At 61.3% G+C, this 24,070-nt stretch carries 23 protein-coding genes; 4 read left to right on the top strand and 19 right to left on the bottom strand.

Features of this window, described 5'->3' with window-relative positions; genetic code table 11:
• Window positions 1–22 precede the first annotated feature (22 nt).
• The 5 genes from Q8O96_RS09145 to Q8O96_RS09165 all read right to left on the bottom strand — a co-directional run bounded on the left by Q8O96_RS09145 (window position 23) and on the right by Q8O96_RS09165 (window position 4,648).
• Entirely contained in the window at window positions 23–1,012 is a 990-nt protein-coding gene (locus tag Q8O96_RS09145) for an ABC transporter ATP-binding protein (protein ID WP_102860783.1), read from the bottom strand.
• Window positions 1,009–1,809 carry an ABC transporter permease gene (locus Q8O96_RS09150; RefSeq protein ID WP_305948694.1) on the bottom strand — a complete coding sequence of 267 codons (801 nt, stop codon included), beginning with the start codon at window positions 1,807–1,809 and terminating at the stop codon, window positions 1,009–1,011. The genes Q8O96_RS09145 and Q8O96_RS09150 overlap by 4 nt, the downstream gene beginning before the upstream one ends.
• Window positions 1,796–2,641: an ABC transporter permease subunit gene (locus tag Q8O96_RS09155; RefSeq protein WP_110594666.1), complete on the bottom strand. Its 846-nt coding sequence runs from the start codon at window positions 2,639–2,641 to the stop codon at window positions 1,796–1,798. Before Q8O96_RS09155 ends, Q8O96_RS09150 begins: the two co-directional genes overlap by 14 nt.
• A complete protein-coding gene (locus tag Q8O96_RS09160; RefSeq protein ID WP_115580672.1) occupies window positions 2,638–3,444 on the bottom strand; it encodes an alkaline phosphatase family protein in 807 nt (268 codons plus the stop codon). The genes Q8O96_RS09155 and Q8O96_RS09160 overlap by 4 nt, the downstream gene beginning before the upstream one ends.
• Before the next feature lie 136 nt (window positions 3,445–3,580).
• A complete protein-coding gene (locus Q8O96_RS09165; protein WP_102860787.1) occupies window positions 3,581–4,648 on the bottom strand; it encodes an ABC transporter substrate-binding protein in 1,068 nt (355 codons plus the stop codon).
• A gap of 363 nt (window positions 4,649–5,011) precedes the next feature.
• Here Q8O96_RS09165 and Q8O96_RS09170 point away from each other — a divergent pair, with 363 nt between their 5' ends.
• Entirely contained in the window at window positions 5,012–5,725 is a 714-nt protein-coding gene (locus Q8O96_RS09170) for a UTRA domain-containing protein (protein WP_102860788.1), read from the top strand.
• A 39-nt stretch (window positions 5,726–5,764) separates the two neighbouring features.
• On the opposite strand, the gene Q8O96_RS09175 is transcribed toward Q8O96_RS09170, so the two are convergent.
• The 7 genes from Q8O96_RS09175 to minC all read right to left on the bottom strand — a co-directional run bounded on the left by Q8O96_RS09175 (window position 5,765) and on the right by minC (window position 12,453).
• Entirely contained in the window at window positions 5,765–7,921 is a 2,157-nt protein-coding gene (locus Q8O96_RS09175) for a mechanosensitive ion channel family protein (RefSeq protein WP_102860789.1), read from the bottom strand.
• A 79-nt stretch (window positions 7,922–8,000) separates the two neighbouring features.
• Window positions 8,001–8,207: a hypothetical protein gene (locus tag Q8O96_RS09180; RefSeq protein ID WP_102860790.1), complete on the bottom strand. Its 207-nt coding sequence runs from the start codon at window positions 8,205–8,207 to the stop codon at window positions 8,001–8,003.
• A gap of 83 nt (window positions 8,208–8,290) precedes the next feature.
• The gene (locus Q8O96_RS09185; protein WP_077934615.1) at window positions 8,291–9,580 is read right to left on the bottom strand and encodes a M18 family aminopeptidase; all 1,290 of its coding nucleotides are present in this window, start codon (window positions 9,578–9,580) and stop codon (window positions 8,291–8,293) included.
• Between the two features lie 140 nt (window positions 9,581–9,720).
• Window positions 9,721–10,356 carry an RluA family pseudouridine synthase gene (locus Q8O96_RS09190; RefSeq protein WP_102860792.1) on the bottom strand — a complete coding sequence of 212 codons (636 nt, stop codon included), beginning with the start codon at window positions 10,354–10,356 and terminating at the stop codon, window positions 9,721–9,723.
• Window positions 10,357–10,448: 92 nt separating this feature from the next.
• Complete coding sequence (gene minE, locus Q8O96_RS09195; protein WP_007898843.1) at window positions 10,449–10,703, bottom strand: cell division topological specificity factor MinE; 255 nt, start codon at window positions 10,701–10,703, stop codon at window positions 10,449–10,451.
• Window positions 10,703–11,515: a septum site-determining protein MinD gene (gene minD / locus Q8O96_RS09200; RefSeq protein WP_011062650.1), complete on the bottom strand. Its 813-nt coding sequence runs from the start codon at window positions 11,513–11,515 to the stop codon at window positions 10,703–10,705. The genes minE and minD overlap by 1 nt, the downstream gene beginning before the upstream one ends.
• Window positions 11,516–11,715: 200 nt before the next feature.
• Complete coding sequence (minC, locus tag Q8O96_RS09205; protein ID WP_102860793.1) at window positions 11,716–12,453, bottom strand: septum site-determining protein MinC; 738 nt, start codon at window positions 12,451–12,453, stop codon at window positions 11,716–11,718.
• 122 nt (window positions 12,454–12,575) lie between these two features.
• On the opposite strand from minC, the gene Q8O96_RS09210 reads away from it, so the two are divergent.
• Together Q8O96_RS09210 and Q8O96_RS09215 are read left to right on the top strand one after the other, a co-directional pair.
• A complete protein-coding gene (locus Q8O96_RS09210; RefSeq protein WP_102860794.1) occupies window positions 12,576–13,508 on the top strand; it encodes a lipid A biosynthesis lauroyl acyltransferase in 933 nt (310 codons plus the stop codon).
• A 50-nt stretch (window positions 13,509–13,558) separates the two neighbouring features.
• Window positions 13,559–14,716, top strand: a complete 1,158-nt coding sequence (locus Q8O96_RS09215; RefSeq protein ID WP_102860795.1) for a patatin-like phospholipase family protein — start codon at window positions 13,559–13,561, stop codon at window positions 14,714–14,716.
• Between the two features lie 44 nt (window positions 14,717–14,760).
• On the opposite strand, the gene denD is transcribed toward Q8O96_RS09215, so the two are convergent.
• On the bottom strand, window positions 14,761–15,735 hold the full coding sequence (gene denD / locus Q8O96_RS09220; RefSeq protein WP_102860796.1) for a D-erythronate dehydrogenase: 975 nt from the start codon (window positions 15,733–15,735) through the stop codon (window positions 14,761–14,763).
• A gap of 16 nt (window positions 15,736–15,751) precedes the next feature.
• Window positions 15,752–17,062: an MFS transporter gene (locus Q8O96_RS09225; RefSeq protein WP_305948695.1), complete on the bottom strand. Its 1,311-nt coding sequence runs from the start codon at window positions 17,060–17,062 to the stop codon at window positions 15,752–15,754.
• 167 nt (window positions 17,063–17,229) lie between these two features.
• Here Q8O96_RS09225 and Q8O96_RS09230 point away from each other — a divergent pair, with 167 nt between their 5' ends.
• On the top strand, window positions 17,230–18,009 hold the full coding sequence (locus Q8O96_RS09230) for a FadR/GntR family transcriptional regulator (RefSeq protein WP_222933647.1): 780 nt from the start codon (window positions 17,230–17,232) through the stop codon (window positions 18,007–18,009).
• 78 nt (window positions 18,010–18,087) lie between these two features.
• Here Q8O96_RS09230 and Q8O96_RS09235 read toward each other — a convergent pair whose 3' ends face one another.
• From Q8O96_RS09235 to alc, 5 genes are all read right to left on the bottom strand, one after another.
• A complete protein-coding gene (locus tag Q8O96_RS09235; RefSeq protein ID WP_102880513.1) occupies window positions 18,088–18,873 on the bottom strand; it encodes an outer membrane protein OmpK in 786 nt (261 codons plus the stop codon).
• Between the two features lie 635 nt (window positions 18,874–19,508).
• Window positions 19,509–20,867, bottom strand: a complete 1,359-nt coding sequence (locus Q8O96_RS09240) for a nucleobase:cation symporter-2 family protein (protein ID WP_102860799.1) — start codon at window positions 20,865–20,867, stop codon at window positions 19,509–19,511.
• Between the two features lie 172 nt (window positions 20,868–21,039).
• Entirely contained in the window at window positions 21,040–22,353 is a 1,314-nt protein-coding gene (locus tag Q8O96_RS09245) for a urate hydroxylase PuuD (protein ID WP_110594654.1), read from the bottom strand.
• Window positions 22,354–22,404: 51 nt separating this feature from the next.
• Window positions 22,405–22,908, bottom strand: a complete 504-nt coding sequence (locus Q8O96_RS09250) for an ureidoglycolate lyase (protein ID WP_102860801.1) — start codon at window positions 22,906–22,908, stop codon at window positions 22,405–22,407.
• Window positions 22,909–23,004: 96 nt separating this feature from the next.
• Entirely contained in the window at window positions 23,005–24,000 is a 996-nt protein-coding gene (alc, locus tag Q8O96_RS09255; RefSeq protein WP_102860802.1) for an allantoicase, read from the bottom strand.
• Window positions 24,001–24,070 lie beyond the last annotated feature (70 nt).

Raw genomic sequence — 24,070 nt, forward strand, 5'->3', positions numbered from 1 at the left:
AGGATCAATTGCGTGAAAGCCATCAGGCTACCTCACACAGGGCGGCAGGATCGATGGTCAGCGCCAGACGTTGGCCGTCAGCGTGCAGGTCATCGGCCGAACGGTTGAGAACATCCACCACCAGCTCCACGCCGCGAGCCTCGACCCGGTAGCGAATCACATTGCCCAGCAGGCTGTGGCTGCGGACCAGCGCATCAAGCTGGCCCTCTCTGCCGAGTTCGATGGCTTCCGGGCGAATGGCGATACGCCCGCTGACCGGGCGCTGCAGCAGCTTGCTGGCGCTTTCGGCGTCCAGCAGGTTGTAGTTGCCGATAAAACCCGCCGCGAATACATCCACCGGTGCGGTGTAGAGCGTTTCAGCATCGCCGCTCTGGACGATCCTGCCCTGGTTCATCAGGAAGATCCGGTCGGACATGGTCAGCGCTTCTTCCTGGTCGTGGGTGACGAAGATGGTAGTCAGGCCCAGTTCCCGCTGGATGTTGCGGATCTGTTCACGCAGGTGCTTGCGGATACGTGCATCCAGGGCCGACAACGGCTCGTCCAGCAACAGCAAGCGCGGCCGGGTCACCAGGGAGCGGGCCAGAGCCACCCGCTGGCACTGGCCGCCGGACAGTTGGTGTGGATAACGACTGGCAAAGTCATTGAGCTCCACCAGTTGCAAGGCTTCAAGGACCCGCTTGCGGCTGTCGTCGGCGTTGACCTTCTGCATACGCAGGCCGAAGGCGACGTTCTGTTCCACGGTCATGTTGGGAAACAACGCATAGCTCTGGAACACCATGCCGATCCCGCGTTTCTGTGGGCTCAAGGGCACGATGTCCTGGCCATCGAGAAGGATCTTGCCACCGTCCACGGGAGTCAGTCCGGCGATGCAGCGCAGCAGGGTGGACTTGCCGCAGCCGGACGGGCCCAGCAGGGTGACGAACTCGCCTTTCTGGATTTCGCAATTGATATCGCTGAACACCGTGGTGCCTGCGTAGTTCTTTTGCAGGTGTTGGACGCTGACGAAGCTCATTGGCTTTTGTCCTTGTTCAAGATGTTGGCGGCCCAGGTCAGAACCAGCACAAAGAAGAAGTAGGAGATCACCAGGGCGCTGGTGAAGTGGCCGCTGCTGTTGCGCATGTTGTTCAGGTAGACCTGCAGGGTTTCATAGCGGGTGCCCACCAGGATGTTGGCGAACACGAACTCGCCGAACAGGAACGAGAAGGACAGCAGCAACGCCACCATCAGGCCTTTGCGCAGGTTGGGCAGGACCACCAGGAAGGCTGCCTGCCAGGTGCTGGCGCCGAGCAGTTGGGCGGCGTCCATCAGGTCGCGCAGGTTGATCGCTTGCAGGTTGTTGGTGATGGCCCGGTACATGAACGGCAGCGCCACGGTGAAGTAGCAGCCGATGAGGATCCAGGGCGTGCCAACCATGGCGAAGGGCCCTGAGCCATAGAGCTGCAGCAGGCCCACCGAGGACACCACTGGCGGCACCGCGAAGGGCAGCAGGATCAGGATGTTCATCAAGGCGTCGAGCTTGGGAAAGTGGTAGTGCACCACAAACAGCAGCGGCAGGATCAGCACCGCCGACAGCACCAGGGCGCCGACGCAGACCAGCAGCGACTGGCCGAAAGCATTGAGGAAGCGCGGGTCGCTCCACAGCTGCAGGTACCACTTGAAGGTGAAACCGCTGGGCAGGATGGTGGCCGACCAACTGCTGGCGATGGAGTAGACAAGGGTCCCCAGCAGCGGCAGCAACAGGATGGCGAACAGCAGGTAGACCACCACCCGGTGGTACAGGGCGGCGGAGCCGGGTTCAGCGCGAGACATGGTAGCTCCTCTTCAACAGCAACTGATGGACGATGGTGACCAGGGTCATCAGGGCCACCAGCACCACCGCCAGGGCGCTGGCCATGTTCGGGTCCAGGGAGATATCCCCGGAAACCATGGCGGCAATGCGGATCGGCAGCACGTTGAAGTTGCCGGTGGTCAGGGCGTAGACCGTGGCATAGGCGCCCAGGGCATTGGCCAGCAGGATGACGAAGGTGCCCAGCAATGCCGGGGTCAGCACGGGCAGCCCGATGTGGCGCCAGAACTGCCAGCCGTTGGCGCCCAGCAGCGCGGCGGATTCACGCCAGTCTTCGCGCAGGGCGTCGAAGGCCGGGTACAGCAACAGCACCCCCAGGGGAATCTGGAAGTAGGTGTAGAGAATGATCAGCCCGGTCTTGGAGTACAGGTTGAAGTCCTGAATGATCCCCGACTGCTTGAGCATGATGGTGATGGTGCCGTTGAAGCCCAGGAGGATGATGAAGGCAAAGGCCAGGGGCACGCCGGAGAAATTGCTGGTCATGTTGGCGAAGGCGTTGACGAAGTTGCGCAGTTTGGAGTCCACCCTGCGCAAGGAGTAACTGCCCAGCACCGCAATGATGATGCCGAACACGCTGGACCAGAAACTGATCTCCAGGCTGTGCTGGATGGCCTGCAAGTAGAACTTCGAGCTGAAGATCTTGCTGAAGTTGGCCAGGCCCCAGCCGAACTCTTCCGACTGCAGGCTGTTGATCAGCACCCACACCAGCGGGGCAATTTGGAACACGATGAAGAACAGGGCAAAAGGCACCAGACAGAGTGCCGCCAGCCATTTGCCGCGGGTGACTGAATTCACTGCAACAGCTCCCGGCAGAAGGGTTTGTCATGGGCCACGCCCAGTAGTTGGCAGATGGTGCCGCACAGTTCGGTCTGCTTTGGCGTGGCACCTGGGTCGAGACTGAAGGCATTGCCGAGAACGAACAACGGAACTTCCCGCTCCTCGGCCAAGAGACCGTTGTGGGAGCGGTCGTTGTTCATGCCGTGGTCGGCGGTCACCAACACCTGGTAGCCAGCATCGAGCCAGCCTTGCAGATAGTCGGCGAGGATGATGTCTGCCGAACGCGCGCTGTTGCGGTACTGGGTGCTGTCGAGGCCGTGCTTGTGCCCGGCGTCATCGATGTTCATCGGGTGCACCAGGAGAAAATCCGGTTGGTGCCGCAGGCGCAGGCTCTCCGCATCGGCGAAGAGATGGGAGTCGGGATAGTGATCGTTCCAATAGAAATGGCCGTACTGGATCGGCAGCTCGGGATTGGCGGTGTGCCGGTCCCGTGGTGCATTGAAGGGACTGCGGTTGTACAGCTCGCTGACCCAATGATAGGCCGCGGCGGCAGTGGAGCGGCCGGCCTCGCGGGCGTAGTGGAAAATGCTGCGCTGGGTGGACAGGCGCGAGACCTGGTTGTGGACGATACCGCTGTCGATCGGCGCGACACCGGTGAGGATGCACTCGTACAGCGGCCGGGACAGGGCCGGCAATTCGCATTGCAGCTTGTACAGGGCGCTGCGGCCTGCGCCGACGTAGGCTTGCAGGTGGCCCATGGCGTGTCGGGCAACTTCGTGGTTGAGGCCGTCGAGCACCACAAGGATGACGTTGTGCTTCATGAACGGGGGAACTCCGGGATCAGGCAACGCATGGAACCTGTAGGAGCGGCCGGACGGCATTGCCCTTGCCGGCGAAGGTGCCTGCACGCTCGTACAGGTCTTCGCCGGCAAGCCGACTCCTACGACTGATGCAGTATTACGGCATGTTGATGATCACTTCTTCCTGCCACTTCTGCGGCAGGGACTTGGAGGTTTTCTCCCAGGCATCGGCGTCCTTGATCGGGGTTACGTGCTTGTATTGCTCGTTAGGCAGCAGGTTGGCCTGGACGTCCGCTGGCAGAGTCAGATGCTCGGCCCGGATCGGGCGCGCATTGCCGCGAGCCAGGTTGGTCTGGCCGGCATCGCTGAAGATGTACTCGCGGGTCAGCTTGGCGGCGTTGGGATGCTTGGCGTATTTGTTGATGATGGTGGTGTAGCCGGAGATGACCGAGCCGTCGGATGGGATCAGCACTTCGTAGTCATCCTTGTTGACCATCTTGTTGCGGTAGCTCAGGCCGTTGAAATCCCAGACCACGCCCACTTCCACTTCACCTTTCTCCATGGTGGCGATGGTCGGGTTGGCCAGGGACAGGCGCCCCTGCTTGGCGATCTCGGCGAACATCAGCAGCGCCGGCTGGATGTTCTTTTCGTCGCCGCCCTTGGCGATGGCCGCGGCCAGCACGCCGTTGGCGGCTTGGGCTGCGGTGCTCACGTCACCGATGGAGACTTTGTACTTGCCTTTCTCCAGATCTGCCCAGCTCTTCGGCGCCTCAGACCCGTGCAGCAGCTTTTTATTGATGATGAAGGCGATGGTGCCGGTATAGGCCAGCGCCCAGTTGCCGTCTTTGTCCTTGGCCCAGTCCGGGACCTGGGCCCAGGTGCTGGGTTTGTAGGGTTGGGCCACACCCTGCTTGACTGCGATGGGGCCGAAGGCGGCGCCGACATCGCCGATGTCGGCGCTGGCGTTGTCTTTTTCCGCGGCGAACTTGGCGATCTCCTGGGCCGAACTCATGTCGGTGTCGATGTGCTTGAGGCCGTAGATTTTCGCCAGGTCCTCCCAGGTGCCTTTCCAGTTGGCCCAGTCGTCGGGCATGCCGACGCTGTTCACCGCGCCTTCTGCTTTCGCAGCGGCTTCCAGGGTTTTCAAATCGTTGTCAGCAGCCATGGCGGCGGTGCACAGGGCAATGGTCGAACCTAACAGTGATGCCAGGAAAAGCTGTTTCATCCGAAGCTCCTTTGGGCGTGTTCAACGCTGCGTTGTTATCGACGGTCTTGCGGTGGGTTGGTCTAGGTCAGCAATACCTGAGCCAATTTAGGCGTGTTGGATGACACTTTGATGTCGGTGCCAACGGTCGGCGCATGGATTCGGGCGCAGGTTCGGCGCTGCGAAATAAGCGTAGACCATGCCCAAACACCCGTTCTGCAAGGTTCTGGCGGGCAATTTGCAGGTTCACCAGAGGCTCGCTCAGCGGCGTTGTCATCTATCAGTCATATGCATTGCCTAGGCTTTGGACACGGCTGCAGAGCGCTGTCCCGACCACTGCGCTGCCCTGAATCAGTGCTGGTCTAGTCCAGATAGGTAACGTTGATGCGTATTGATGCAACCAAAGCGGTGACAGCCATCGGCCAGGTTCTGCAGGAGCAGATCGCCCATGGTCTGTTGGCACCCGGCAGCAAGCTGCCGGCCGAGCGCAAGCTCAGCGAGTTGTTCGCCACCACCCGCATCACCGTGCGTGAGGCCCTGCTGCAATTGGAGGCCCAGGGGCAGATCTACCGCGAGGAGCGCCGGGGCTGGTTCGTTTCGCCGCCGCGGCTGGCCTACAACCTGATGCAGCGCAGTCACTTCCACGCCATGGTCAGCGCCCAGGGGCGAGTGCCTTCCACTGAGGTGATCTCGGCGCGCCTGCAACCGGCGTCGGCGGCGGTCTGCGCCTGGCTGCAATTACCGGCACTGTCCAGCGTGATCCAGATCTGTCGAGCGCGGCGCATCGATGACCGGCTGGTGCTGTATGTGGAGCACTACCTGAACCCCAAGTACTTTCCACACATTCTCGACCTGGATTTGAACCAGTCGATCACCGAGCTCTATGCCCGGCATTACGACCTGCATTACGGGCGGGTGCGCTTCGAGATCGTGCCCACCTCATTGCAGCCGGAAGCGGCGGCGGCCCTGAAGGTGTCGGTGGGCAGCCCCGGGCTGCGCATCGCCCGGGTCAACTATGACCAGCACGAGCGGCTGATCGACTGTGATCTGGAATTCTGGCGGCATGACGCAATTCACGTGGGCGTTGACGTTCTTTAGACGCCAGTGCCGTTGGCCGGCAAGACGGCGCCTACGGGGTCATTGCTTTTCCGGGGCGCTGCCGGGGGTGATCACCTGGATGCTCATGCGCGGGGTGGCCAGGTCCAGTCCGGCTTCGTCCAGGTGACGCTTGAGGGACAGGTTGAACGCCCGGGACACTTCCCATTGCTTGATCGGCGCGGTCTTGAAACGGGCCCGTAGGATGGCGCTGCCGGACTCGAAACTCTCCACTCCCTGGATCTCCAGAGGCGACCAGATGTTGCGTCGTTGCAAGGGATCGGTACGCATCTTCTGGCCCACATCGCGCATCAGCTTGATTGCGTCGTCGATCTCCATGTTGTAGGGAATCGCCACGCGAAAGATCGCGTAGCCGAACTCCCGGGAGTAGTTCTTGATGCTCTTGATTTCGCTGAACGGGATGGTGTGCACGATGCCGTCGATGTCCCGCAGGCGCACGGTACGGATGGTCAGGCCCTCGACGGTGCCCAGGTGACCGCCGACATCCACGTAATCGTCGATGGCCAGGGAGTCCTCGATGATGATGAACAGACCGGTAATCAAGTCTGCCACCAGCGACTGGGCGCCGAAACCGATGGCCAGACCGATGACACCGGCACCGGCCAGCAGCGGTGTGACGTTCATGCCCATGTTGGCCAGGGCGACGATGGTGGCGATGATGAAAATCGCCACGAACAGCACGTTGCGGATCAGCGGCATCATGGTCTGTGCGCGGGCGTTGGCCAGGCCCTTGCGCGAGCGGGTCAGGGCGTGATGCACCGCGGTGTCGCTCAAGATCCAGATCAGCCAGGCGAAGATCAGGGTGCCTGCGAGGCTGAACAGCTTGACGCTGACTTCATGGCCGTCGCCTTCGGTGAAGCGGATCAGCGACATGCCCCACACCCGCAGGCCCAGTTCGATGAACGCCAGCCACACCGCCAGATGGGCCAGGGTATAGAAGAAGCTTTTCAACCGTTCGGAATACAGCGCATGGCGCTTGTGCCCACGCTGGGGCTTGAGGGCGTGGCGCCGCACCAGGCCGTTGATCACCATGCACAGCACCAGCAGCACCGTGCACAACAGTGACTGGCGCAGGGCCGTGCTGGTGTCGCCGGCGGAAACGAAGGTGGCGAACAGCGAAATGCCCACCAGCACCAGGGCGGGGAGATACCAGAAGGTGCCAATGATTTCGATGGTGTCGCTCAAGGCGCGGCGGGTCAGGCGCCGGGACAACGGTTGGTTGCGGATCAGGTGCGCGATCGGCCGGCGAAAGCGCAGGATGAATACCCCGGTGGACAGCGCCGCCATGACATTGGCGAAAGTCGCTGCGGTATGGGCCAGGTGTTGGCCGAGGCTGGCCACCATCCGAGGGTCGCTCAGGGCCTCGCCGAACGCGGCGAAGCTGCCGATCCACCACAGTGGTCGGAACGCCTGGCGGCGCAGGATATACAGGGCACGATGACGATGCGGACCATCGAGGACGGAAAACGCCACCACACAGATCGCCGAAAAACAGGTGCCCACCACCAGGGCGTAGGCCAGGACCATGGCCAGGTCCTTGCCCAATGACGAGGGCAGGGAGTAGGTCATGTAGACGGTGATCAGCAGAGCGATCAGCCAGGGGCCGAGCTTGCGCAGGGCGAAGCGCAGCAAGTCCCAGGTCTTGGGGTGCTGGGGCAGTTCTTCGGTGAGGCCGAAACGCAGGCGCACCCGGTGGCTGAGCCAGATCAGCGCCGCCGCCAGCAGACTCCAGACCATGAGAATCAGGGCAAAGGCAAAAATGATCGGTAGCCATTGGCTGGCTGGCAGCATCAACGCCGACAGTTCTTCCTGGGCTTGATCGAACTCGTCGGTCCAGCGGTTCAAGGGGCTATCAGCGCCGGAGAACTGTTTCTCCAGGCTCGACAGAGTGCCGCCGATCAGGCCGAGCACGCCTTCTTCAGTGGCGGGCTGGGCTTTTTTCGTGGCGTCCCGGAGCTTTTTCAGATCAGCCAGCAGCTTGGCGCGTTGCTGGTCGTTTTCCAGGGACTTGATCACCTCGTCCAAAGACTGCCCCAGGGGCTCTTCGGCCTGTGGTTGCGGTTTGCTCTGGTTGCCCAGCAGGCCCGGCAGGCCAACCGCCTGCGCACTGCTCAGGGGCAGGAGGGTCAGCAGGCAGACAAGCGCAAAGCAGGGCAGGGCGAAAAGACGAGCGAACACTGGGCGGTCAACCTCGGAGAAAATCGGATCAACCGAGTGTACGAGGCCGCCAAATTCAATGCGAGGGCGAGCGCGGCATTTATTCCGCCAGTTTGGCGAGGATTTTGTAAACCACAGTGCCGAGAATCAGCAGCATGCCGATCCACATGCTGAACACACCGAGGTTCTTGTCCCGGAAGTTGAAGCCGATGGCCAGGAGAATCATGCCCGTGAGAATCGGGATGAGCATGGAGTGGAACGCAGACATCGAGATCATGGCGACGGCCTTGTCAGGAAGAGTACTCATAAGTCTAGGTCGCTTTACCGCGCCCCGGGTTGATGTGTATCAGAAACCGGCGGGGCCCCCTGAGGGGCGCCCGCGGTGACAACTCAGGGCAGTTCGTGGCTGGCGTAGAAGGCGCTCAGCACCTTTACCAGGTGGGCCAGGTCATGGCTGCCACAGAGTTCACGGATCGAGTGCATGGCGAAGGTCGGCAAGCCGATGTCGACAGTGCGCACGCCCAGGTGGCTGGCGGTGATCGGGCCGATGGTCGAGCCGCAACCCATGTCGCTACGCACCACGAAGCTCTGCACCGGGACTTCCTCGGCCATGCACAGATGGCGGAAGAAACCGGCGGTTTCGCTGTTGGTGGCGTAACGCTGGTTGCTGTTGACCTTGATCACCGGGCCGGCATTGAGTTTCGGGCCGTGATTGGCGTCGTGCTTGTCAGCGTAGTTGGGGTGCACGCCGTGAGCGTTGTCTGCGGAAATCAGCAGCGATTTCTGGATGGTACGGACGAACTCGTCGCCTTCGGGCAGCAGGCGGCGCAGGGTCTGTTCGAGCATCGGGCCATCGGCGCCGCAAGCCGAGCAGGAGCCGACTTCTTCATGGTCGTTGCACACCAGTACGCAGGTTTCCTCGCTGTCGGCTGTCAACAGGGCCTGCAGCCCGGCGTAGCAGGACAGCAGGTTGTCCAGGCGTGCGCCGGCAATGAAGTCACCGTGCAGGCCGATCACCGCCGCGCTCTGGGTGTCGTAGAAACTCAGCTCGTAGTCCAGCACCACATCGGCGTTCAGACCGTGTTCGCGGGCCAGTTGGTCGGTCAGGACCGCGCGGAAATCCACACGTTCGTCACCGGCAAACTGGGCAAGGATCGGCGGCAATTCGTTCTGCGCGTTGATCGCCCAGCCCTGATTGGCTTCACGATTGAGGTGGATGGCCAGGTTGGGAATGATCGCGATGGGGGCCTTGAAGTCGATCAGTTGGCTTTCCACCTTGCCATCGCGGCGGAAGGTTACGCGGCCGGCCAGTGACAGGTCACGGTCGAACCAGGGAGCCAGCAGTGCGCCGCCATAGACTTCCACACCCAGTTGCCAGAAACCCTGGCGCTGCAGTTCAGGCTGAGGCTTGACCCGCAGGCAGGGGCTGTCGGTGTGGGCGCCCACCAGGCGGATGCCGCCTTGCAGGGGCGAATGCCGGCCCAGCTTGAAGGCGACGATGGAGGAGTCGTTGCGGGTGACGTAGTAGCGGCCGTTGGCTTCGGTGGTCCACGGCTCGCGCTCGTCGAGGCGCTGGTAACCTGCCGCTTCCAGACGTTGAACAAGGCTGGCAGTGGCATGGAAAGGGGTAGGGGAGGCCTTGAGGAAGTCGATCAGGCCTTGGTTCAACTCTTCGCGCATAAGTAGCTCCAGACAGCAGTGGCGCGAGTTTAACGTATAGCAGGGCACTGTAGGAGCCGGCTTGCCGGCGAAGCGGTTGTCGACCTGGGGGATGGTCGTCAGGGGGCCTTCGCCGGAAAACCCGCTCCTGCAGAACGCTGTCAGAAGGGCGCGGGGCAATCGAAGCGCAGGCGCTCGCCGGTCTGGGGATGAGTGAAGCTGAGCATGCTGGCATGCAGGCACAGCCTTGGCCAGGCGGCCAAGGCCTGTGGGTGGGCGTAGAGGCCATCGCCCAGTAGTGGGTGCCCGATGGACAGCATGTGTACCCGCAACTGATGAGAGCGGCCGGTGATGGGGGTCAGCTCGACCCGGCACCAGTCGCCGCAGCGCTCCAGCACTCGCCAGAAGGTCAGGGCGTGCTTGCCGAATTCGTGGTCCACCACATGCCGGGGTTTGGTTGGCGGGTCATAGCGCAAGGGCAGATCGATGCTGCCGCTGTCCAGTTCCGGCTGGCCCCAGCACAGGGCGGTGTAGGCTTTTTCGGTTTCGCGGTCATGAAACTGTCGCGACAGTTCGCGATGGGTGTCTGCGTCCCGGGCCAGGAGAATAATCCCTGAGGTTTCCCAATCCAGTCGGTGGACGATACGGGCTTCGGGGTAGCCGTTTTCCTGCAGGCGAGTGATCAGGCAGTCCTTGTTGTCGTCGGCGCGACCGGGGACTGAAAGCAGCAGGGTGGGTTTGTTCACCACCAGGACGGCGGGGTCCTGATGCAGGATGTGGATATTCGACAACGGCATTAAAACAGCCTCGTAACAAACGCCAACGGCGGCTCGCCGACTTCAATGCTGTGCATGAAGTCAGCGAGCCGCCGTGGCTCCCGTCGGATCAATCAGCGATCAGGCAGGGTGATATTGAGTTCCAGGATCGAGCAACTGCCCTGGTTTTCCAGAGCGACGTGCACGTCGTCGGACCCGATATTGACGTACTTGCGGATCACTTCCACCAGTTCCTTCTGCAAGGCGGGCAAGTAATCAGGGGTGCTGCGCTGGCCGCGTTCATGCGCCACGATGATCTGTAGACGCTCTTTCGCTACCGACGCGGTGCTGACCTTTTTGCTGGCACGAAAGAAGTCAAAAAGATTCATTATCTACCTCCAAACAGGCGCTCGAAGAATCCCTTCTTCTCGACATCAAGGAACCGGTGTTCCACGGTTTTGCCCAGCAAACGATCGACCGCGTCGCTGTAGGCCTGGCCCGCATCGCTCTGGTCGTCGAGAATCACCGGCACGCCCTGGTTGGAAGCCTTGAGCACGGCCTGGGATTCCGGAATCACGCCCAGCAGGGTCACTGCGAGAATTTCTTTGACGTCTTCAACGCCAAGCATTTCGCCATTGCTGACGCGCTCCGGGTTGTAACGGGTCAACAGCAGGTGCTCCTTGATCGCGTCTTCGCCTTTTTCGGCGCGGCGGGACTTGCTGGCCAGCAGGCCGAGCATACGGTCGGAGTCGCGGACCGAGGAGACTTCAGGGTTGGTCACGACAATCGCTTCGTCGGCGAAGTACATGGCCAAGTGGGCGCCTTTCTCGATACCGGCTGGGGAGTCGCAGACCACGAACTCGAAAGTTTCCTTGAGTTCCATCAGGACTTTTTCCACGCCTTCCAGGGTCAGCGCGTCTTTGTCGCGGGTCTGGCTGGCGGCCAGTACGTAGAGGTTTTCCAGGCGCTTGTCTTTGATCAGGGCTTGCTGCAGGTTGGCTTCGCCATTGACCACGTTGACGAAGTCATACACCACGCGACGCTCGCAACCCATGATCAGGTCGAGGTTACGCAGGCCGACGTCGAAGTCGACGATGACTGTTTTGTGACCACGCAGAGCGAGGCCGGTACCGATAGCGGCGCTGGTGGTGGTTTTACCCACACCACCCTTGCCGGATGTAACCACGAGAATCTTGGCCAAGGTGTTTCACCCCTAAGGAAAAAGGACTTTTAGCCCCTGAAAAACATCTCTTGAAAACTACTGCAGTCGGACAGCCTTGGCTGGAGCTCGGTCAGCGGCAGGGTTTATCGTCGATAAACTCTGCTGATTGCCAATTTCCTACTTCGTTTGAGCCGTAATCGCTACGTTTTAGAGATGCTTGGAAAATGCGGCAGTATCCGTTAAAGACGTGTGATGTTCAACACGTCACCCGACAGGCTGACCTGGACTCCAGAGCCCCACAAAGGGTCGCGCCGCAGGTCTTCGGAAACCTTGTACTGACCGGCGATGGAGATCAGTTCAGCGCTCAATTGCTGACAGAAAATCCGTGCCTTGGTGTCACCTTTGACGCCAGCCAGCGCCCGACCACGCATTGGGCCGTATACATGGATATTGCCATCGGCGAGAAGTTCCGCGCCGGGGCTGACCGAGGACACCACCACCAGATCGCCACCTTGGGCATAGATCTGCTGTCCGCCGCGTACTGGCGAAGTGATGATGCGGGTCGGTTTGACGGTTGGCTCAGGCGGCTTTTCCGGTACTTTCTTGACCTCGCTTTCCGGCGGATCGAGTGGGCGCTCCCGAGCACCGGAAGGTGGCAGTACTGGCAGATCGACGGCGATGGCTGCTGCAATGTCTTCAATCCGGCTGGCGCGGATTGCCAGGGTACGCAGACCGTGCTGGCGGCAGACACGCATGAGCCCGGGCAGATCCACCGAGCCCTCGGCAGCAGGCAGCTTGTCCAGCGCCAGTACCAGTGGCGCGTTGCTGAAGAAGTTTGGCGCCTGGGCGACCTTCGCGGCCAGTTGGCGATCGAGGCCTTCAAGGTCGTTGCGGGCCAGTTCCAGCACCGTGATGGCGAGCATGCTGCCCTTTAACTGGAACACAGGATCTTGGTCTAGCGATTCGGTTTGGCTCATGGTCTGCAGAAGGCGGCTTGTCACTAAAAGTGCCGAGACTTATAACGAGATCGCCCGCGCCCCGCAAGCCAGGTCGAACCGATGTAGAATGCGCGACCTTGTTGTCTGTCCCGGAATCTGTAATGGATCGCCCGCGTTTTCGAGCTGCATTCTTGTCTCCACGTTTCTGGCCGCTGTGGCTGGGACTTGGCGTGTTATGGCTGATCGTCCAGCTGCCTTATCCCGTGCTCCTGCAAATCGGTCGCGCCCTGGGGGCGTTGATGTACCGAGTAGCTGGCGATCGACGGTCTATCGCCCGACGCAATCTGGAACTGTGTTTCCCGGAAAAAACCGCCGCAGAGCGCAAGCGCCTGCTCAAGGAAAACTTCGCCTCCACCGGGATCGCCTTCTTCGAAATGGCCATGAGCTGGTGGTGGTCCAGGCAGCGTCTGGCGCGCCTGGCCCATGTTGAAGGCCTGGAACACCTCAAGCAGGCCCAGCGCGAAGGTCACGGGGTGATTCTCATGGCCCTGCACTTCACCACCCTGGAAATTGGCGCGGCGCTGCTGGGGCAGCAGCACACCATCGATGGCATGTACCGCGAGCACAAGAACCCGCTGTTCGATTTCATTCAGCGTCGTGGCCGCGAGCGACACAACTTGGATTCCCTGGCCGTGGAACGAGAGGACGTGCGCGGCATGCTCAAGCTGCTGCGTTCCGGTCGGGCCATCTGGTATGCACCGGACCAGGACTATGGCGCCAAGCAGAGCCTGTTCGTGCCGTTGTTCGGCATCCAGGCGGCTACCGTGACCGCCACCAGCAAGTTCGCCCGCCTGGGCAAGGCGCTGGTCGTGCCTTTCACCCAGGAGCGCCTGGCCGATGGCAGTGGGTATCGCCTGGTGATTCATGCACCCCTGACGGATTTTCCCGGTGCCACTGAAGAAGAGGATTGCCTGCGGATCAATCAGTGGGTGGAAAGTGCGTTGCGCGCCTGTCCCGAGCAGTACCTCTGGGCCCATCGACGCTTCAAGAGCCGGCCACCGGGCGAGCCCAAGCTTTACAAGAAGCGCGGTTGACCACCTGGCATTGATTGCCGGACCTTGTGCGCCACGGATGGAGTGAGTTGATGAGTGTTGCGCAACCGATCACAGGTTTGATTCTTTCCGGCGGTGGTGCCCGGGCCGCCTATCAGGTGGGCGTGCTGGCGGCGATTGCCGAGCTGTTGGGGCCTGGGGCGCGCAATCCGTTTCCGGTGATCGTTGGTACCTCTGCCGGGGCTATCAATGCGGTCAGCCTGGCCAGTGGGGCCACGGATTTTCCCGCGGCAATCGAACGCCTCACGGCATTCTGGCGCAGCTTTCGCAGCGATCAGGTGATGCGCAGCGATTGGCCGGGAGTGATTCGCCAAGCCAGTCGTTTTGTCGGCCACAGCCTGTTGGGGCTCGGTGCACAGGTGCCGGTGGCGCTGATCAACAACTCGCCGCTGCGTGACCTGCTCAATCAGCACATGCATCTTTCGGGCATCAACCAGGCCATTTCCCAAGGCCAACTGCATGCGGTAGCGGTGACGGCCTTCGGCTACGAATCCGGACAGGCGGTGACCTTTTATCAAGGTGGTGGGGTCATCGATCCCTGGTTGCGTCATCGGCGCATCGGCGTTCCCACGCAGCTGACGGTGGACCACCTGCTGGCCAGCGCGGCGATCCCCTTGCTGTTCGCGCCAGTGAAGCTTGACCAGGAGTATTTCGGCGACGGTGCCGTGCGCCAGTCGGCGCCCATCAGCCCGGCGTTGCACCTGGGGGCCAGCCGCGTGCTGGTGGTGGGGGTCAGTGGCAACCCGCGGGGCAATGATCCAGACGCTACCCGGCAGCGTTCTTACACCGGGCAGCAGCCGACTCTGGCGCAGATTGGTGGCCATATGCTCAACAGCACCTTCATTGACAGCCTGGAAAGCGATATCGAACTGCTGGAGCGGCTCAATCATTTCAGTCGACTGTTACCTGGCAGTGCGGCGGATCGCGGCTTGGGTATTGCGCCGGTGGAAGTGCTGGTGATTGCCCCGAGTCAGCCGATCGACGAAATAGCGGCGCGGCACCGGCAGGAGTTGCCAGCGGCACTGCGCTTGTTCCTGCGCGGACCGGGGGCAACCCGGACCAGTGGTGCCGGGGTCCTGAGCTATTTGCTGTTCGAGGCGTCGTATTGCAGCGAGTTGATCGAACTGGGGCGCAGTGACGCCCTGGCCAAGGGCGAGGAGTTGGCGCGGTTTCTGGGCCTTAAGGGTTGAAGCCCGGGCTCAGCCGATGAGCCCGGGATTTTCCCAGCCTGAGGTCAGTGAGGCAGGTAGTCCTGGATGAACTGGCGGATTACACCGATAAAATCCTCGTCCGCGGTAAAACCCAGCTCGCTGGCATATCTGGCACTGAAGGCTCCCGGCCAGGAGCCGACGATGCGTTCGATCCTGGCGTCCGGGCGTAGCTGAATACGCTGGGCAACTTCGTCTCCGGCCACTTCCCGCAGCGCGTCGATCATCTGCGCCACGGTCAGCGACAGACCGGGCATGTTGATCACTCGGCCCTGACTCAAGCGCTCTGCGGCCAGCTCATGACCATGGATCAGGTTGGCAATGGCCCGGGCTGGAGACATCAACCAGAGTCGGGTATCCGGGGCCACCGGGCAGACACTGGCCTGGCCATTGAGGGGTTCGCGGATGATACCGCTGGCGAAGCTGGACGCCGCCAGGTTCGGTTTGCCTGGTCGCACCACGATGGTGGGCATGCGCAGGCTGCGACCATCGACGAAGCCGCGTCGGCTGTAATCGGCGAGCAGCAGGTCATTCATGGCTTTCTGGGTCCCGTAGGAGCTTTGCGGAGCCCAGACCTGATCATCGTCGACGTTCTCCGGCAGTTGCCCACCGAAGACGGCCACAGAACTGGTCATCACCCACTTTGGGCAGGAGCCCAGCTGACGCACCCGTTCCAGCAGACCTTGGGTCGCACTGAAGTTGACCCGCATGCCCAGTTCGAAATCGCCTTCCGCCTGGCTGGAGACCACGGCGGCCAGGTGAAAGATGCTATCGGTGTCGGCGTCGATCAGTTTGGCCAGCACCTGTTCATCGCTAATGTCTCCTTCCTTGACTTGCACCCGTGGGTCATCGAGGCCCTGCACGGGCTCGCGGTCAAATGCGGTAATGCGCTTGATGGGCTGCAATTGGCCGTGACGGTCGGTGAGTGTGCCCCGTTGCAGCAAGGCTTCGATCAACCGCCGTCCGAGAAAGCCGGCCGCGCCGGTGACAAGAATATTCATGAGTGGCTCCAAGTGTTCAGCGATTGACGAGTTTTCCGGGAATCTTGAAGACCAGCAGGGCGCCGATGAACAACGCGCTGGCCATGACGTACATGCCGATGGTGGTGCTTTGGGTCAGGTCTTTGAGAAAGCCCATCAGGTAGGGCGAGACAAAGCCGGCGAGGTTGCCCCAGGAGTTGATCAGGGCAATGCCGGCGGCGGCCGCGGTGCCGCCGAGAAAGGCCGTGGGCAGGCTCCAGAACAGCGGCAGGGTGCTGAAGGCGCCCATGGCCCCCAGGGTCAGGCCGATCATCGATACCGTGAAGTTGTCACTCCAGGTGGCGGAAATCATCAGGCCGATACCGCCAAGCACGGCGGTCAGCGCCAGATGCCAACGGCGTTCGCGCAAGCGGTCGGCGCTGCGGGAGATCAGCACCATGGTCAGCGCTGCCGCGGCATAGGGAATCGCCGTGAGCATGCCGACCTCGAACACGTCGCTGACGCCGGCCTGGCGAATCAGCGAGGGCAGCCAGAAGCCAACGGTGTAGAAGCCGGCGATCATGCAGAAATAGATGGCGGTCAGCAGCCAGATCCGGGGTTGCCCGAACACTTGCCTGACGCTGTGAACCTGATGGCTGTCGGCCTCGGCCTCGATTCGGGCCTGCAGCAGGTTTTTTTCTTGTCGGGTCAACCAGCCCGCGTCGGCGATACGGTCGCTGAGGCAGTAGATCACCAGGCCGCCCACCAGGATCGACGGCAAGCCTTCGAGGAAGAACATCCATTGCCAGCCTGCAAAGCCCTGGTGGCCATTGAGGGCACTCATGATCCAACCGGACAGCGGCGCGCCAATCAACCCCGAAAGCGGTACTGCGGTAGCGAACAGGGCGTACATCTTGCCGCGGCGGTTGGAAGGGAACCAGTACGACAGATAGAGGATGACCCCCGGATAGAACCCGGCCTCGGCAATGCCCAACAGAAAACGCATCACATAGAAAGAGGTAGGGGTGCTGACGAAAGCCATGCACGAGGAAATGATGCCCCAACTGATCATGATGCGAGCGATCCACAGGCGCGCACCGACCCGATGCAGGATCAGGTTGCTGGGAATTTCCACCAGAAAGTAGGCGATGAAGAAAATCCCCGCGCCCAGCCCGTAGACCGCTTCGGAAAATTGCAGGTCTTCGGACATCTGCAACTTGGCGAAGCCGACGTTGACTCGATCCAGGTAGGCCACCAGGTAGCACAGCAGCAGCAACGGCAGGATGCGCCAGGCGACTTTGCGATAAGCCAGGTCCTCAAACGAGGCGGTGGGGGAGCGGGCGGCAGTTTGCGACAGTGATTCAGTCATGTCTTTACCCATCCTTTTTTCTTGTATTTGGGTGATTTTGTTTTTATCGGACTTGCTGAGGCGTCTTAGATATCATAATACATCATACGAATTCAACGGCCGGATACCGAGCGGGACGGCGTGCATGAAATGCAGTACCGTTAGCCACTTTGAATACAGAGATACCCATGTCCAAGCCTGACAACTCTTCCCTCGCCGTCGACTCCCTGGCGACGCTCAAGGATGCGGCCAAGGGCACCCTGGCGGATCAAGTGACTGCGGCACTCAAGGCGCATATCGCCAGTGGCGAGGCCCTGCCGGGTTCGCGGCTGCCCACCGAGCCGGTTATGTGCGAGCGTTTCGGGGTCAGCCGTACGGTCATCCGCGAGGCGATTTCGCGCTTGAAGTCGGCCGGGCTGGTGGAGGTGCGCCAAGGTAGCGGCACCGTGGTCAGCGAGGGCGCGCATATCAAGGCCTTCACTATCGATCTGGATGTACGCGGGTCGATCGAGGCGGTTCTGCGGGTGACTGAACTGCGACGTGGTATCGAGGGCGAGGCGGCGGCGCTGGCGGCGCAGCGGCACACCCCCGAGCAACTGCAGGCGATCCATCAGGCATTGCTGGCCATCGATGTGGCCGAGCAGGCCGGCCAGGACGGCGTGGAGCAGGACCTGGCGTTTCACTTGTCGATTTCCCAGGCCACCGGCAATCCGCTGTATCCCTCATTGCATGAGTTCATTGCCCAGTTCATCAAAGAGGCGATCCGCATTACCCGTTCCAATGAGGAGCGGCGCCGGGACCTGGCGCACTCGGTGCGCGATGAGCATTTCGCGGTCTATGGGGCCATCGCCGCGCGTGATGTTGAAGGGGCGCGGCAAGCAGCGCTGAGCCACATCCACAATGCGGTGGAGCGGCTCAAGAGTGCCGATCCGGGATTCTGGCGGGACTCCGGATCACGTCTTGCCTGATAGGCTGCGTCGCGCTGGCCCATCAGTCTGAGTGGCCGGCACTCATCGGAACATGAGGGCCGGCCGTCTCAGGGGGTATCAGAAGTGGTATTTGACCAACAGGCTGGCGGTGTCCTGGTTGGTCTCGAAGTTACGCGAATCCTTGATGCCGTATTTGTTCTTCCAGTAGTCGTACTCGAAACCGACGTACAGCTGCTTGGCGCCCCAGTTCAGTGCCTTGCCCAAGTCATATTTGATCTGTGGGTTGAAGTGCAGGTTGGCGTGGTAGGTGCCTTTGGCGTTCTGGTCGTTGTCCACCACCCAGTCCATGAAACCGTCGATCAGGATGTCCGAGCGGCCCACGGGAATGGTGTAGGACCACACCGGAGTGATCTGCCAGACGTTGTCACCCGCGCGGCTGCCTTCGGTGTGGCGCTGGTAGAAGTTCAGCTGGAAGTAGTCGAAGCCCGGTACTGCCAGGTCGAAGCCCGGGCCGATCAGGTAGGACTCATTGTCGCCTTCGCCGAATTCGTAAGTGAACGCCAGGAGCACGTCCTTGATCGGGCCGAATTCCAGTTTCTGGTCGAAGATCTTGCCGAACGACAAGCGTGGCGAGAACTCGCCGTAGTAGGTGTCCGGGCCGACATTGCCGTCTTCCTTGCCGTTGTAGAAGATGCGGTCGAGGAAAAAGAAGTTGTCCCCGTACTTCCAGGCGTCGGCGTGTTCGAAGGTGACCGTTTGTTGAATCTGCGGGTTGACTTCGAAGTTCTTGCCATACAAGTAAGTCAGGCTGTTGTTCTGCCATTGCAACAGGTCGCCAGCCACGGCCTGCCCCCCGGCCAGCAGACTGGTGGCCAACATCAGGCTCTTGCACATCGATTTCATTCGGTTGCTCCCAAGTAGGTAGTTCCACGTTTTTTTTGGCTTGACGCTCTGGTGTGGCGCCTTTTTTCTTTGCTGTAAAAAACCATCCGATCGGTCAGCTTTGTTGCTTTTAGCAAGAGCTGAGCCAAGGCCGAAAAAAAACAAAAAACTCCCGTCCAGCTGTAGCGATACAGCCGGGCGAGAGTGTTTTCGCGATATTTTCGGGCGCCTTGTTACCTGTCCAGGCCGGGATAAGTTGGCTCTTGGGTCAGGTTTTTCATCCGGGCTTTTTTTTAGACCAGATTTGCGCGGCCGCGGAGAATACTGGCTCTCACGGCAGGGCTCAAGTGCGCCGCAACGGCGCACTTGCAACCACTTTGGGGCAGGCCGGCCGGCCATATCAGGCAGGTATCCGCAATGAAGGGTAATAGCCGGGCAAGAATCGCTGGCCATCGGGGCGATGGGCCGGCGCCAATGGCCATGGAGCGGCCACCGCCAGAGGGGCCTGGGCAGGCTGCATAGGAGTGCTCCCTGTTTGTTTTTATTGTCAAGGCGCGGCGTCTGTGGGCGGCGCTCGGTCCTGGGGGCCGAGCGCTGCATTCAAGCGTGAACGGTGCAGCTGCCCCCGGGCGCCGAACCGGCGCCCGGGGGGCGACTCAATGCTGATGAGCGTGGTGGGCGCTGTTGGCCGCGCGCTCGCTGCCGCCGAGGATGTTGAACAGCAGGTTCAGCACCAGGGCACTCAAGGTCGCCATGGCAATGCCGCTGTGGGTGATGGGGCTCATCCACAGCGGCAGGTGGGCAAAGAACTCCGGGCGGACCACGGGAATTAGGCCCATTCCGATGCTCACAGCCACCAGCAACTGATTGCGGCGGTCAGCGATGTCGGCTTCCTGGAGGATCTTGATCCCGGTGGCGGCCACCATGCCGAACATGGCGATGGCTGCGCCGCCCAGTACCGCTGGAGGAATCGAGGCCACCAGGAACGCTGCTTTGGGCAGCAGGCTGAGGATGATCAGCAGGCCACCGGCGACGATGGTCACGGAACGGCAGCGCACCCCGGTCATCTGCACCAGGCCGATGTTCTGGGCGAAGGAAGAGTGGGTGAAGGTGTTGAGGAAACCGGCGAAGAACGACGCCCCGGCATCACACAGCAGGCCGCGGCGCAGCATGCGCGGGGTGACCTCCTGACCGGTGATCTTGCCCAGGGCCAGGAACATCCCGGTGGACTCGACGAAGATGATCACCACCACCAGGCACATGGACAGGATGGGGGCAAGATGGAACTGCGGCATGCCGAAGTGCAGCGGCGTGACCACCTGCAGCCAGGGCGCCTGGGCCATGCCACTGAGGTCAACCATGCCGATCAGGCCGCAGAGGATGTAGCCCAGGCCCATGCCGATCAGCACGGAAATATTGACCCAGAAGCCACGCATGAAGCGATGGATCAACAGGATAGTGCCCAGCACCAGCGCGGCGATAGCCAGGTAGATGGGTGACCCGAATTGCGCGGCAGCGCTGCCGCCGCCGGCCCAGTTCACCGCCACTGGAAACAGTGACAAACCGATCGAGGTGATGACCGTCCCAGTGACCAGGGGCGGGAAGAAACGCACCACCTTGGACATGAACGGCGCAATCAGCATGCCGAAGAACCCTGCGGCGATGGTCGCACCGAAAATCCCCTGCATGCCGATCCCGGGCATGCCGGCCATGGCCACCATGCTGCCGACGGCGGCGAAGCTGGCCCCCATCATCACCGGCATGCGAATGCCCATGGGGCCGATGCCCAGTGACTGGACGATGGTGGCGATCCCCGCTACCAGCAGGTCGGCATTGATCAGGAAGGCGATTTCTTCACGACTCAGGCCCGCGGCCTGTCCGATGATCAGCGGCACCGCAATTGCACCGCCGTACATCAGCAGAACGTGTTGCAGACCGACCAGGATCAGTTGCAAGAAGGGCAGACGCTGAATGGCGGGCGCATCGGGGACGCACTGTTCGGATGAATCGGACATGCAACACCTCGGATCTTTTTATTCTTGTGATTTAACCGCTGCGTCTTTACGCGCAGCGTGTCTGCAACGGGCGAAGCTTGAGCGGCTGATGGCAATCAAGCCCGCCCCTACAGATGAATCCGGTTCTGTAGGGGCGAGCTTGCTCGCGAATCGGCCCAGCGACAGGCGCTGATCAGTTGGTCTGGGCGCCCTGGGCAATCCAGGCACCGATCAGTTCACGTTCCTGTTGGGTCATCTGCGTGATGTTGCCCAATGGCATGATCTGACTGGCGACGGACTGGGCCTGGATACGTGCGGCTTGCAGGCGGATCTGTTCCGGGGTATCGAACATCACCCCGGCCGGTGCGGTGCTGAACAGGGGGCTGGTGGGCTTGGCCGAATGGCAAACCGTGCAGCGCTCCTGGATCACGTTATGCACCTTGTCAAAGGATGGCCCGGCACTGGATGCCTGTGCCGGACTTGCCGCTGGAGCCGCCGGGGCTTCTGCGCTGGCTGGCGCCGCGGGTTTGGCGCCACCGCCCAGTGCAGTTTCCGGCAGGGGCTGGTACTCGATCTGGCCGGCGGCCTTGGCTACTTCGGGGGCGCTGGGAGCTGGCGTCGGACCAGTCACGTAAGCCAGGCAGATCATGCCCAGTGCAGCAACGGGCAGGGTCCAGGCGAACTTGTGGCTGTCATGCCGGGTGTTGAAGTAGTGACGTACCAGCACCGCCAGGACCGCGATCCCGGCCAGGATCAACCAGTTGTACTGGCTACCGTAGGTGCTCGGAAAGTGGTTGCTGATCATGATGAACAGCACAGGCAGGGTGAAGTAGTTGTTGTGACGCGAACGCAGCAGGCCCTTGGCCGGCAGGGTCGGGTCCGGTGTGCGGTTTTCCGCGATCGCCGCCACCAGTGCGCGCTGGGCCGGCATGATGATGCGGAACACGTTGCCCACCATGATGGTGCCGATGATGGCGCCCACATGCAGGTATGCGCCACGGCCGCTGAACACTTTGCTGAAGCCGTAAGCGGCGGCAATCAGCAGAACGAACAGGATGAAGCCGAGCAGGGCAGGTTTCTTGCCCAATGGCGAATCGCAGAGGAAGTCGTAGACGAACCAGCCGGCAATCAACGCGCCGATACCGATGGCCACGCCTTCAGGGCCGGTCAGGCCGCTGCCGGGGGCAACCAGGTAGAGCATCGGGTTGTAGTAGAACACCAGGCACAGCAGGGCAATTCCCGACAGCCAGGTGAAGTAGGCTTCCCACTTGAACCAGTGCAGGTTCTCCGGCATCGAGGGCGGGGCCAGTTTGTATTTTTCCAGGTGATAGATACCGCCACCGTGAATCGCCCAGAGGTCGCCGGACAGGCCGTCCTTGGGGTTGACGCGATTGAGGTTGTTCTCCAGCCAGACGAAATAGAACGATGCGCCGATCCAGGCCACACCAGTGATCATATGTACCCAACGCACGCTCAGGTTGAGCCATTCCAACAGATGTGCTTCCACAGTCTTTACCTCTTGCCTGTCACCCTTGTTGTCGGGTGATCAGACCTTCTCTTATTGGTGGGGGGCGAGGATCAAACACTCATCCTCTTTGAAGAAATGCTCATCGCAGTTATTGCCTTTGCCACTGCGATCAACCACCAGGAAGTCATCCCGCTTTTCGATCGTCAGCACCGGGTGGTGCCAGACGCCGCGATGGTAATTGATGCCCTGCCTGCCATTACTGACGAAGGCGCGGACCAAGCCTGATACAGGTTCATCGCCAAGTGGCGCGACCACGATCAGAAAGGGGTTGCCGAGCAGCGGAATGAAGGCCTGGCTGCCCAGCGGATGGCGTTCCAGCATGCGGACGGTCAACGGCATTTCCAGCGCGTCGGCGCGGAAGATGCTGATGATCGCCTGGTCCTCCGGCTGGGCGGTTTCAACCGTTGCCAGGCGGTGGAAGCGCATGGTCGAACCATTGTTGATCATGAAGTGATCACTGCCGTCGGTTTCGATCACGTCACCGAAAGGGGCGAAGGCTTCTTTGCTCAGGGGTTCAATCATCAATGTGCGCATGCTGTTCTTCTTATCTTGAGTGTGTTTTGTCTGTTTTGCGGTCATCGCGAGCCAGTTTGCTCCAACAGGTGCGGGCTGGCCTGCGATGGGGGACGTCTATTTCGCGACCTTGCCCAGGAGACGCAAGCGGCTGACGCCACCGTCCGGAAACACGTTCAGGCGGATATGGGTGATCGGCCCCAGGGCTTTGATCTGCTCGACAAAGCTGTGCTCGGCATGCATTTCCAGCTTTTGGCTGGGTAGCAGTTCACGCCAGAACAGGCTCTGGGTTTCGATCTGGCTGTCGGTGCCACCCTTGACGAATGCGCCCTGGATCGAGCAGCTGTCCGGGTAGTTGCCCTTGAAGTGCAGGGTGTCGACGATGATCTTCTCGATTTCGCCGGCATGGCCCAGGGCGACGATCACCCAGTCATTGCCGGGAGTGCGACGGCGGGCCGTTTCCCAGCCGTCGCCCATGTTGATGCCGCGGCCCGGGTTGAGGAGGTTGCCCATGCGTCCGAAGTGTTCGTCGGAACAGGCCAGGGCACGACCGCCGTTTAGGGCCGCAGCCAGGTCGACTTGTTCGTTGTCAGCGATGGCCGACCAGTCGCGGTACGGCGTACCGTAGACCCGCAGGCGCGCTACACCGCCATCCGGATAGATATTAAAGCGCAGGTGACTGAAGGGCTGATCGTTGTTGATCTCGTGGTAGTGATGGCTGTTGCCTTGCAGCTCGACAGCAGACAGCACTTCGACCCACTGGGTGTCTTCGCCAGGTTCGCCTTCGCTGAGGAAGCAGGCTTCCAGGGACGCCGATGGCGGGAAGTTGCCGGTGAAGAATGAGGTGTCGATGTCCACGCCCTTGATCGAGCCTGGCACGCCCAGGCGGATCACTGCGCTGTCGTAGCCTTCGAAGCGCTTGCGACGGGATTCCCAGCCATCCATCCACTTGCCGTTGTCATCGAACACGCCTTCCTTCCAGACAGCCGGGGTTGGCTGGAACAGCCGGTTCGCGTCAGCGAACCAGTCATCGGTGACCGAGATGATCTTGGTGCCCAGGCGCGCGTCGGCCAGGTTGACGAACTTCTCGAAAGGGGCGGCGTAAGCTTTCATTCTTCTTGTCTGCCTTGAAATAGGTGGCTTGGGATGCACGTAGAACCGGGAGTGGCGTGGGGGCATCCAG

This window comes from Pseudomonas sp. LPH60 (assembly GCF_030718165.1).
Lineage (GTDB): Bacteria > Pseudomonadota > Gammaproteobacteria > Pseudomonadales > Pseudomonadaceae > Aquipseudomonas > Aquipseudomonas danubii.